The sequence below is a fragment of the Vibrio sp. 2132-1 genome (assembly GCF_033344315.1).
Genome location: NZ_JAWPON010000003.1, coordinates 254,989 through 267,224, shown reverse-complemented (window position 1 = coordinate 267,224; position 12,236 = coordinate 254,989). Strand labels below are relative to the sequence as shown.

The window sequence follows — 12,236 nt, the reverse complement described above, 5'->3', positions numbered from 1 at the left end:
CATGGATAACAAACGCCGTCAGTTTTTGAAATCAGGCATTGCAGTGGGTGGGCTTGGCGCATTCGCTGCGGGTTACGCCACCACCACCAAACACATGGTCGAAGGTGCGCTCGAAGGCACTGCGGGAGAAAAAACGCGTGATATTCACCACGGTAACTCGCTTGAACCAGAGTACACGGTCAACAGCAAAGGCAACCTAATCCCTAATCCAAATCAGCGCGTTGCGCCATCGATGTGTTTTGGTTGTTGGTCACTGTGCGGATTGCGTGTACGCATTGATAACCGCAGCGACGAGATTTTGCGTATTACTGGCAACCCATATCACCCACTCTCTCATCAGCAACACATTCCGTTCGAAACGCCAGTCAAAGATGCTTATTTAAGTTTGACAGGAGAAGCGGGCCTTGACGGTCGTTCAACAGCATGCGCACGTGGCAATGGGATGCTAGAAATTCGCAACAGCCCATACCGCATTACTCAGCCACTGAAACGAGTTGGCAAACGCGGCGAAGGAAAATGGATTCCGATCAGCTACGAGCAATTGATTGAAGAAGTCGTCGAGGGCGGTGATTTATTTGGTGAAGGCCATGTTGATGGCTTACGCGACATTCGCGCTTTAACAACGCCCGTTGCCCCTAAAAACCCAGAATATGGCCCGAAGGCCAATCAATTGTTAATGACCAACGCCGGTAATGAAGGCCGAGACGACATCTTCAAACGCTTTGCTTTCAATAGCTACGGTACGCGTAACTTTGGGCATCATGGCTCTTACTGCGGCTACGCATTTCGTGCTGGCAGCGGCGCATTCATGAACGACTTAGATAAGAACGCACATTTGAAGCCAGACTTTGATAATGCGGAATACATCATCTTCATCGGTATGTCGCCTGCGCAAGCTGGCAACCCTTTTAAGCGTCAGGCGCGCCAACTCGCCAATGCGCGAACAGAAGGTGGCTTGGAATACTCCATCATCACGCCAAGTTTGCCTGCGGGTTCATCGAGCTTGGCCGCCGGTGACAACAACCGCTGGATACCAATCAAACCGGGCACCGATTCTGCCCTCGTGCTTGGCATGATCCAGTGGATCATCGAAAACCAACGCTACAACAAAACCTTCTTGGCGCAGCCGGGGGCAAACGCGATGAAACGAGCCGGTACCGCGCACTGGTGTAATGCTACGCATCTCGTGATAAGCGATAATCAGCACCCGAGAAACGGCACGTTTTTACGCGCGTCGGACTTGAATCTGCCATTCGAGGGCGAAGCGTTGTCTGACTCTGACCCGTACGTCATCGTGGATGAGCAAAGCGGCGAATTTGGTGTTCATACCCAAGCTGACGAAGCGGCACTGTTTGTCGATAAAACGGTTTCGCTTGCATCGGGCGAAGTGCGCGTAAAATCGTCTCTACAAAGACTCAAAGAAGAGGCGTTCAAATACAGTCTTGCGTTCTACAGCCAACAATGTGAAATCCCCGTCGAACAAATTGTTGAACTAGCAAAGCGCTTTACCAGTCACGGAACAAAAGCGGTGGTCGATACCCACGGTGGCAACATGCACACCAATGGGTTCTATAACTCGTTTACCATCATGATGCTCAATGCGTTGATTGGTAACATAAATATGAAAGGCGGCGCGATGGCCAAAGCGGGTGGCTACCCAACTTCCGCTGCGGGTCCTCGTTACGACTTCACCAAATTTGCTGGCAAAGTCGGCCCGAAAGGCGTCTTTTTGTCGCGCAGTAAATTCCCCTACCACAAAACCAGCGAATACAAACGTCGCGTTAAGGCAGGTGAATCACCTTACCCAACTCGCGCCCCTTGGTATCCGTTTGCCGCGCCACTGCTGACAGAGCACCTATCTGCGGCTATTGATGGGTATCCATACCGCGTTAAAGCGTGGATCAACCACATGGCGAACCCAATGTATGGTGTACCCGGTTTGAAAACGCTGCTGGAAGACAAGCTTAAAGATCCAAAACAACTCGGTTTGATTGTGTCTGTTGATGCGTTCATTAACGAAACCACCGCGTTGTCGGATTATATTGTACCTGACACGGTCACCTACGAAAGCTGGGGTATGGCAACGCCTTGGCACGACGTTCCGGTGAAAACCGTCACCGCTCGTTGGCCGATAGTGGAAGCGCGAACAGAGAAAACCGCCGACGGTCGCTCGATTTGTTTAGAGAACTTCCTGATTGATGTTGCTAAGAAAATGCAGCTGGGCGGTTTTGGTGACAATGCAATTCAAGATGCACAAGGCAACTGGCACGCTCTCCATCGCGCCGAAGATTTCTATTTGCGAGCTGCGGCAAACTTGGCTTATGTGAAAGGTGGCGTGCCTGAAGTTTCGGCAGAAGACATTGCGTGGTCAGGCTTAGAGCGTTTAATGCCAGCGATGCAAAGCACGCTAACAGCGGATGAGATGAAACGAGTGGCGTTTATTTTTGCTCGCGGCGGACGCTTTGAAAATGCAACCGAAGCGTATCAAGGTGCGCAAATGAAGCACAAATGGACACGACCTGTTGCGATATGGAATGAACGTGTCGGCAGCGCAAGAAACACCATGACCGGTGATTTCTACACGGGTTGCCCAACATGGCATCCACAAAAACTGGCCGACGGCACACCAATGGAAGACCAGTTCCCAAGCTCAGAATGGCCTTTCAGCCTGACGAACTTTAAATCCAACATTCACAGTGCAGTATCCAATCTATCGCCAAGGTTGAACTCGATTAAAGGCGTAAATCCAGTGTACATCCATCCAATCGATGCCGAGCGCGCAGGCATTAAAACGGGTGATGAGTTTGTTATCGAAACCCCATCTGCAAGCACCAAAGCACTTGCGATGATAGTCAACGGGATTCGCCCTGGCACACTCGGATTTGAACATGGGTTTGGTCATACCGAGCTAGGACAACGCTCGCACTGGATCGGCGATAAACAACAACCCGTAAAAACGCGCAGCCAAGATGGCGTCAATATTAACGACATTGGCTTAATTGACCCTACTCGAGAAGGCAAAGGCGTGTTGTTGGATTGGGTCGTGGGCGCGGCGGCACGTCAGTCCCTGCCGGCCAAAATCCGCAAAGCGTAACGCCGCACGTTAAGACGTCTCTACCACTTAGAGCTGCCGATTTGTGCAGCTCTTCACCACTTTGTTTTTATCGCTTATAGAACAACCAATAAAAACAAATACGGCCATTTACACTTATTAAATATGTGGAAATCCACAATACCTTTCATTATTGACAAGGCCGACAATATCGTCCAAGTGACTACCAAGTAGCACTTAGGCATATTAATAAAAATTAAAGTGAGTCAGCATGTCAAAAATTCTTCCAGTGGTGGTGGCCTGTTTATTAGCAACCACTATGGGCGCAAGCGCCTCGTCTATTCCGGAAAAAGCCAGCGTATGTAGCGGTTGTCACGGCCAAGATGGCATGGGACAGCCAAATATCGCGCCTATGATCGCTGGTTTAAACGCGAATTATCTCAACACTCAAATCGAACTATTCCTTAGTGGCGAACGCCAAAATGTGGTCATGCAAGGCATGGCGAAGGAACTCAGCGATCCCGCAGACCGTAAGGAAGTGATGGAGTACTTTGCTAACCTCCCGAGCTATGAGTTCACGAATCCAGAACAACGCGGCGACCAAGCTGATATTCGTAACCCGTATCGTAAGTTAATTTTCCAAGGCGATTGGGATCGAAATATTCCAGCTTGCGCGACTTGTCATGGAGCCAGCGGTATGGGCGTCGACAAGTTCCCTCGCCTCGCAAGCCAACATGCTGATTACTTAAAAACGCAATTGATGGCATGGAAAAACGGCACTCGCAGTGGTGACCCGCTCAATATGATGGGTACTATCGCAAAAAATCTCACTGACAAAGAGATCGAAAATCTTGCTTACTACTTTGCCTCATTACGTTACTAGGAGCAGTCATGAAACGTTTCTATTCTTTGTTCGCACTGCCTTTCATTTCTACGCTCGTACTAGCTAACGCTCCATTACCGGACCGCCAGAAAGAGCTACCTGCGATAGAAAAAGAAAAGCACGGTGAATACTTAAAACCGCGTGATCTCAGCACAATCCCAAACACCGCATTTGGTGAGCAAGTAAAACGCGGTTACTCGCTCTTTGTTAACTCACAACAAATGCGCGGAAAATACGTTGGCAACGAACAAAACTGTGTGAACTGCCATATGGAGGCAGGACGAAAAGCAAACGCTGCGCCACTGTGGGCAGCTTACATGGCATACCCGGCATATCGTAAGAAAAACGATCGCGTAAACAGCTATGCTGACCGTATCCAAGGTTGTTTCGAGTATTCCATGAACGGTAAAGCGCCCGCTTACGATTCGCCAGAAATTGTTGCCCTTAGTGCTTACGCCTACTGGTTAGCGATGGGCGGCTTGCTTGACAAACATGGTATGGCGGATGAACCCATTCCAGAACTAGACGCAAAAACGTTGCAAATTGGTGGAAAAGCAAAAGACTTCCCGTTGCCCGAAGCCATCGCACAAGCATTACTAATTGAAAAGCGGGGTAATCTCTCTGGGCGTGGCTACCCAAAAATCGCCGCCCCTGAGCAAGAACCATCAATAGAGCGAGGCGCATTGGTCTACGAAAAGAACTGTGAAACTTGCCATCGCGCCGACGGTTCAGGCATCAAAGACACCAACGACCATTCATACATTCCACCACTTTGGGGCGAATATGCGTATAACTGGGGCGCAGGTATGCACCGGATTAACACTGCAGCCTATTTTATTTACGAAAACATGCCGCTTGGGAAAAGTGTGCAGCTGACAGAGCAAGAAGCATGGGATGTCGCAGCATACGTCAACAGCCATGAGCGTCCACAAGATCCTCGATTCAAAGGCAATGTCACCGCAAACGCGGAGAAATATCACCAGCACCAAGGCTATTACGGCAAAACGCTCAACGGTACGCAAGTCGGCTCCAATGCCTTTAAGAGCGGAACGGTCAAGTAAAGTACAACTAAGCACCTTAAATAAAATGCTCTTTTTCCCTGCTCAGATTATCTGGGCAGGGTTACTTACCCTTAAAAACAAGTAATTACCCCTCCACAGACAAGCAATATCACATTATTTTCGGCTTCCAACATACTCATCTTCGCCGTAAAATCTTGTACCAAACGCGACTTCGTTTATGTCTTAGATCTCCCATATCCTCTAATGCCAAAAGTAAGAAACTCGTAAACTCCTGAATCAAAACAAGCGTGCCTAGTGAAAAAAGAGTATTCTTAAAGCAAATGAATCTAAAACCTACCCGATGAGTATTCAACCTAATTCCCGTCAGTTAATTTCATGCGAAGAGTGCGGCCTTGTTGTTCGCATTCCCGATATCGAACAGGGGCAAAAAGCACAATGTCCTCGATGTTCGCATTCGCTGACTAAAGTGAATGCCAAGCCTTACCAAAGCGTGATCGCCATATCATCGGCATGTTTGATCATGTTAGTGCTAAGCATTTCTTTCCCTTTTATGTCGTTCAGCGTGCAAGGGTTGTCGCAAGAGATCACCTTGTTGCACGCTGCCAAAATGCTGGCTGAGTTTCAAAATGTGCTTTTGGGTGTGCTGCTACTCGCAACAGTTATCGTTTTGCCTGCAATCTATGTTGGTCTCATTCTCTTTCTTCACCTTGAAGCATTAAAAGCACGTAAACATACCCCTTCTAGAAAGCAGCAACGAATGGCAAAAGTTTTATGCCGTCTTCTGTTTCGAGTCGAACCCTGGTTAATGGTGGATGTCTTTTTGATTGGCGTGTTGGTCAGCTTAATTAAAATCGCTTCCCTCGCAGACATAGGAATGGGCACTTCATTCTGGGCGTTTTGTGTATATACCGTTCTGGTAGTCAAATGCATATCAATGGTCGACAAAAGCTGGCTCTGGGGGCACTTTATTCCAGCTATCGAGCTATCTAATGTAAAAGAGGGTGATACGCACCATAACCACAACCATATTGGTTGTCATACGTGTCACCAGCTCAACCCTATTGAAGCTAAAAAACACCAACACTGCATTCGTTGTAAAAGCCCTATTCACAAATACAACCCCGCAGACAACTTACAAAAAGCTTGGGCGCTTTTGTTTGCTTCAGTCATTTTCTATATCCCTGCAAACCTCTACCCTATGATGTACACCGTAAGTCTTGGACATGCAGAAGGTTCAACTATCATGGAGGGGGTAATATTGCTTTGGCATTTAGGTTCTTACCCTATTGCGATGGTAATTTTCTTTGCTAGCGTATTTATTCCAATGGCGAAAGTGCTGGCACTCGCGTGGCTGTATTACAATGCGCAAAAAGCGCGATATCTTCCGCACGAAGAGAGTATTTCACGCTTAAAGATCTACCGTATAACTGAGTTTATTGGCCGTTGGTCCATGATCGATATCTTCGTCGTCGCGATCTTAGTTGCACTGGTTCAACTGCAAAACTTAATGGCGATTTATCCAGGTCCTGCTGCGCTCTCTTTCGCGGCAGTGGTCATTTTTACTATGCTTTCTGCAATGATATTTGACTCACGTTTGTTGTGGCAATTGCCACAAAACGAAGTGCAGGAGCCGATTTCTGACAACTTAAACGAGAAAGCCAAATATGAGTGATGAGAACAACGTAACCGCTCAAATAAAACCGCAAAAGCAGATTTCTGCGATATGGATTGTCCCGGTCCTTGCGCTAGCCATGGGAGCGTGGATGCTGTTCCAATATATCAACAGTACAGGCCCACAAATTACTCTCCAACTGCCAACCGCAGATGGGATTGAGGTTGGCAAAACCGAAATCCGAGCATTGAATGTAAAAGTCGGACTGATTACTGAAGTCACTCTCAGTGAAAATTACGATCACATCATCGCTAAGGCACAAATGAACAAGGATGCAGAACGCATGCTGCGAGATGACACCATGTTTTGGGTGGTGAAGCCTCGTATTGGCCGTGATGGCGTTTCAGGTTTAGAGACCTTGCTCTCTGGCGCTTATATCCAACTTCAACCGGGTAAATCTAAGATAGAGAAAGAGCGCTTTACGGTCTTAGATGTTCCCCCAGTGGCCTCTCCTGATGCAGAGGGGTTACGCCTTGTGTTAACACACCGCGAGGCTGGTAAGCTAGGCGTTGGTGACCCCGTCATTTATAAAGGCTTTACGGTTGGTCGTGTAGAGAAAACCAGCTTTGATGTTGACACTCGCAAAGCGTTATACCAACTCTTTATTTTCAAGCCTTATGACAGCTTAGTGCGCACTCGTACCAAGTTCTGGCTGAATTCTGGCGTAGATTTACAGCTCAACGCTGAAGGGTTCGAAGTCAAGTTTGGCTCATTAGAGAGCATGCTAACGGGTGGTGTTACCTTCGATACCGTTCCAGGTCTTGAATCCGGTGAACAGCTCACTGAAAATATGGTCAACTTCCGCTTGTACGATGATATTAAACAACTTCGAGAAGGCATGTACGATGATTATATTGAATTCGTTATGCTTTTTGATGAATCGGTACGAGGACTTAAACGTAAGGCACCTGTCGAATATCGAGGCTTGAGAATTGGTACTGTGATGCGTGTACCAATGCGACTTCCAACCCCAGAAGAGAACTTTTCTGCGAAAAAAATCCCTGTATTGGTACGTATCGAGCTCGGCCGTGTTTATGGCGATTTCCAATCCCAATCTTTACCAATGTTAAAAGATAAATTGAAGAGTGAGTTTGCTAAAGGCCTACGTGGTACTTTAAAAACAGGTAACTTATTAACAGGCGCACTGTATGTTGACGCCGACTTCTATCCAAACGACGAGCCTTACGTACCGAGTAAGTTTGCTGATTTAGATGTTTTCCCAACCATGCGTGGTGGTTTTGCGCAGGTTCAGCGCCAAGTGAACGACTTCCTAAATAAGATTAATAACTTACCAATGGAAGAAACACTAGACTCTCTCAATTCAACGTTAAAAACGTCCGAAAAAACGTTAGCTTCAGCAGAACGCGTGGCGGACAGTATTGATAAACTTTTGAATCAAAAAGAGACGCAAGAGATCCCAACAGATATTCGCCAAAGCTTACAGCAATTACAAAAAACACTCGATGGTTATGGGCCCAACTCAACCATGTACAGCGAAATGGAAGCCACGCTAAAAGAATTAGAAAGCGTGATGACAGAGTTTAAACCCGTACTTAAACAGCTAAACGAAAAGCCAAACTCTCTTGTGTTTGGAGAAGATGAAATCAGTGACCCAATACCAGTTAAAGGCCAAAACTAATGAAACGAGTATTCTTTCTGTCTATCGCGCTATTTGTCGGTCTAACGGGTTGCAGTAGCGCTCCGCAAACTAAAGGAGCTATGTACCTTCTACCTAAGGTGGAACCAGTGACGCTGAGCTCTTCTGATATCGCTCAGCGCCCAACTTTAGTTGTTCGTCCAGTGACATTGGCGAGTTATTTGAATGATAGTGGCATTGTTTATCGAACCTCTGAGACCCAAGTTATTCAGGCGAAACACAATCAATGGGCGCACAGTATTTCTGAGCAAATCACTCAGAGAGTCGTCGCGGATCTGCGTCACAAGCAAAGTCATTACTGGCCGGCTGAAATGAATAATCTGTTGGATCAAAGCGGTGAAGCCAAACTCCAGCTTACGTTAAATAAATTTAATGGCAGCTACAAAGGTAATATCGAAATTGAGGGGGAATGGTTACTCATTAATGCCGAAGGTAAGGTAGAAAACAGCGCGCCAATACAAATCTCACAGCCGCTTCAAGATGAGGGCTATGAAGCGCTCGTCAACGCTTTATCCATAGGCTTAGAAAGCCTAACCTCAAACATTGCCAAACAACTCTAAGTCAATGTTAATTACAGGGAAGCAAGTTGCTTCCCTTTTTTATGCAGAGTGTAGCGACTTCTACTAAGCTGAAAGCTGACGAAAAGCCGAAAAGGAAATTGGATGAAACCATGTAACCTGCTATCACTCTCCTCACTCATTCTTGTATTACCTACATCAGTAGCGCTCTCAGCCGAGACACAAGAATCTCGTTGGCGAAATAGCATAGAAGTGTACATGCTAGGACTGAATATCCACGGGGATACCAGTATTGGTCGCTTTTCATCAGAGGTGGATGTCGATCCTAAGTTCATCGTAGACCACCTCGATATTGGGGCGATGTTGCGATTCGAGAGTATTTACCAAAGTAAGTGGGGCTACTACATAGATTATAGTTTCATGAACTTAAGTGGTGATGTTAATAATATCAAGGGCGCTCTGCCTAACGCTCGTTATCGTGCGGACATCGAAATACGGCAAGGTGTTCTAGAAGCAAAGGCATTCCAACGCGAACAATATTCATTTGGTAAACTGGATTATATGTTTGGATTACGTTGGTGGGACAATGACATCACCGGCAAGCTGTATCGTAATGATAACCGGGTACTAGAAGATAGACTGTCATTACAAGAAGATTGGGTCGATTTTTTAGTTGGCTTGCGACTCATTGATGAATTGAGCGAAAACTGGCGATTTCATGCCAGCATCGACGCCGGACTTGGCAACGATACTCACTTCACTTATGCCATTCAAACTGGTGTTCGTTATCGTTTTAACGAATGGTCTGATCTCAACTTAGCTTACAAGTCGACCTGGGTTGATTACAAAAATGAGGGAGTATTTGAATATGATACAGCTTCTCAAGGGCTTTTAGTCGGACTTGGCTTTTACTTTTGATCAGGTGAAACCCTAGCCTATATTCAAGCGTTGTAACTTGTACCAACTCTAGGTACACGTCTAGTGCCACGTTACAGATGCTTAAATAAGGCAAATTGATCTTCATCAGACTATAAATTGCTCTTCGGTGCTACTCTCTGTCACAAAATATAAAACCCCACTCTATGACCTCATATAGGTCTTGTTGATAAGGTTCCCGAGTAGCAATGTCGATTAACATTTCCGATTTAACCACCGCCCTAAATAAGGTGGAGCATATTCATAAAGTGCAGCTTGAAAACGTACATCAGTTCTTCAAAGCAAACGAAGCTTTCTCGTTGCAAACATTCAGCCAGCTGATATCAAGCGACTCGTTTGATGATCGATTTAAAACCATCGATAAAGCGTTCTCTTTGCTTGGTGATGCAAAAACCTACCTTTTAGAAGCGTCTTACCTTATTAAGTAAAAAAGAAAGCCCCGATAAAATTCATTACCGGGGCTATCATTTTCTATCTAAACTACTGATTTACAATTTGTAACGATCATCAATTACCGTTAATTCTGGGAAGGTTTTACCCTCGTCCATCGCTTCTTCTGTCTCTTCTTTTACTTGGTTATCAATCCAGAAATTACCGATATCCATTGGATGAAGCACCCATTCTGTCGCTTTTGTCATGCCGTTTTTAGGAATTTTAACCCAGCGCCAATGAGCAACTCGAGAATAAGGCACCATGTAGCCAGGAACGATGATGTTCGCTTTGCTGACATAGTTTTGGATTTGATGCGACAAGTCGTAACGCTTCTCCTGATCAAACTCAGAATCATACGCTTCAATTAACTTGTCTAGCTCAGGGCTGCTGTAGTTGGTGTGAGCATTCGTTTGTGGTCGATTTGCATTATCCGAGTGTAGGTATTCCCAATACGCAGGGATCTCACCAGAGCCCATATTCAAAAACGCTAGCTGATGCTTTTTCTCAAGAATGTATTTAAACGCAGATGAGCCATCCACCAAGTTTAACGTGAACTCAAGACCAGCAAGTTTCGCTTGCTCTTTCAGGTATGCAATACGCGGTGTCCAAGAGTTGTATCCATAGGTGATAGCAAAGCTCAAGCGTTGGCCCTTGTCGTTAATACGAATACCATCTGCGCCCACTTTGTCAAAGCCCGCTTTTTCGAAGTGTTTAACCGCCGCATCAGCATCAAACTTTGGCGGTGTATTGTTAGGATCATCGTATTCGCCATGACCAAAGCCGAGTCCATGCGGTTTACGTGAATAATCTCCACGCATGATGTTTTCAATCATGCCGTCATAGTCAGTGGCTGCCATAACACCTTTACGCACTTCTAGGTTATCCAACATAGGCATCGCTGTGTTCATCCAAAGACCACCAGCTCCTTGCGGTGCTTCGTTAAAGCCCCAGTACTTTTGGATATAGCCTTTTTTGTACACATCACTATTGGTTTTGTCATGCCAAAAGCTTGGTAGCACCATCTCAAAGTAGTCTAAGTTGCCTTTCTCAAAGTGCTTCATGGCAATATCAGGATCGCGAATCACCTTAATGCGAACCTTTTCAACGTTATAACGGTTTTTATAGTAGCGGTTGTTGTATCCCCACCAATCTTCACCGACATGTTTGAATGTCACGCTCTTACCTTTCTTCACTTGATCAATGTAGTAAGGCGCTGCGGTTGGCTCAGATTTAAAGTTAAACTTTCTGACGAAGTTATCAGGCATACCATCGTTATTTGCGTCCTTTTCTCCTTCAAAGAAGTGTTCAGGACGAGGCTGAAAACCATTACTTGGCATGTTAATCATAACCATAAGTGAGTCATGACTTTGAGCTACAGCAAGATTGACTTTGATCGTGTAGTCATCAATTTTTTCAACACTCACAATACTGTTTGTGAAGAAGTCGTTATACCACGGGTCGATAATGTCTTTTGACGTGTAGTACTTCATCATAAAGACGTAATCATCTGCTGTAATTTTTTCACCATCTGACCACTCGGCCGTTTCGTCGAGTTTAAAGAATACGGTTTTGTTGTCTTCTCCAAATGCCCATGACTTAGCAAGTTGAGGGATCCATTTGCCAGTATTTGGATGACGCTGAGCCAGTTTTGGTGAACCATCCATTAAGTATTGGCGCAAACCTGAGTTCGCATCTGGACCAACACTTCGTAATGTTTGCGGAAAGCTCTGAATGTAAGTGCGATAGGTGCCACCTCGTACCGCCTCTTCAGAGGCAAATAGAGGTTCGTTGTTGTTTGAAATCCATTCGATATCAGCTGGCAATTCTGCCGCACTCAGTTGAAAACTGGCAGCGGTCAGTGTTGCTAGTACTGAAAATGGCAGTTTTTTAGTCATGTTTCTTCCTTGTTGTGTTTGCGCACTAAGGTCGTAACAAGGAAGACAGCGTGTGAAAGCTCACAGAAAGCTGCGATTTAAAATACGCAGATAGGAAATAATAGGAACGTAATATGAAGTGACGTCCTGCCAGCTTCTATATTAATTTCAAAGAGTTTCACTAGGTCAT

Annotated in this window: 9 protein-coding genes; 8 read left to right on the top strand and 1 reads right to left on the bottom strand. The window is 45.8% G+C overall.

Translation table 11 applies throughout. The features are described from left to right. Position 1 precedes the first annotated feature (1 nt). From R8N47_RS04665 to R8N47_RS04630, 8 genes are all read left to right on the top strand, one after another. Entirely contained in the window at positions 2–3,094 is a 3,093-nt protein-coding gene (locus R8N47_RS04665; RefSeq protein WP_064354170.1) for a tetrathionate reductase subunit A, read from the top strand. Between the two features lie 277 nt (positions 3,095–3,371). Next, a complete protein-coding gene (locus R8N47_RS04660) occupies positions 3,372–3,935 on the top strand; it encodes a c-type cytochrome (protein WP_370687796.1) in 564 nt (187 codons plus the stop codon). Positions 3,936–3,943: 8 nt separating this feature from the next. Continuing rightward, entirely contained in the window at positions 3,944–4,996 is a 1,053-nt protein-coding gene (locus R8N47_RS04655) for a c-type cytochrome (RefSeq protein ID WP_064354171.1), read from the top strand. A gap of 301 nt (positions 4,997–5,297) precedes the next feature. Further along, entirely contained in the window at positions 5,298–6,629 is a 1,332-nt protein-coding gene (locus R8N47_RS04650) for a paraquat-inducible protein A (protein WP_064354172.1), read from the top strand. Beyond that, positions 6,622–8,268 (top strand): intermembrane transport protein PqiB, encoded by a 1,647-nt coding sequence (pqiB, locus tag R8N47_RS04645; protein WP_064354173.1) that lies wholly within the window; start codon positions 6,622–6,624, stop codon positions 8,266–8,268. The genes R8N47_RS04650 and pqiB overlap by 8 nt, the downstream gene beginning before the upstream one ends. Continuing rightward, positions 8,268–8,846: a membrane integrity-associated transporter subunit PqiC gene (locus R8N47_RS04640; protein WP_054577654.1), complete on the top strand. Its 579-nt coding sequence runs from the start codon at positions 8,268–8,270 to the stop codon at positions 8,844–8,846. The genes pqiB and R8N47_RS04640 overlap by 1 nt, the downstream gene beginning before the upstream one ends. A 102-nt stretch (positions 8,847–8,948) precedes the next feature. Beyond that, positions 8,949–9,722: a hypothetical protein gene (locus tag R8N47_RS04635; RefSeq protein WP_005385811.1), complete on the top strand. Its 774-nt coding sequence runs from the start codon at positions 8,949–8,951 to the stop codon at positions 9,720–9,722. 206 nt (positions 9,723–9,928) lie between these two features. Then, positions 9,929–10,168, top strand: coding sequence for a hypothetical protein (locus R8N47_RS04630; RefSeq protein WP_047103401.1), 240 nt, complete (start codon positions 9,929–9,931; stop codon positions 10,166–10,168). Between the two features lie 60 nt (positions 10,169–10,228). Here the strand turns inward: R8N47_RS04630 and R8N47_RS04625 are convergent, their stop codons facing one another. Continuing rightward, on the bottom strand, positions 10,229–12,067 hold the full coding sequence (locus R8N47_RS04625; RefSeq protein WP_005376669.1) for an extracellular solute-binding protein: 1,839 nt from the start codon (positions 12,065–12,067) through the stop codon (positions 10,229–10,231). Positions 12,068–12,236 lie beyond the last annotated feature (169 nt).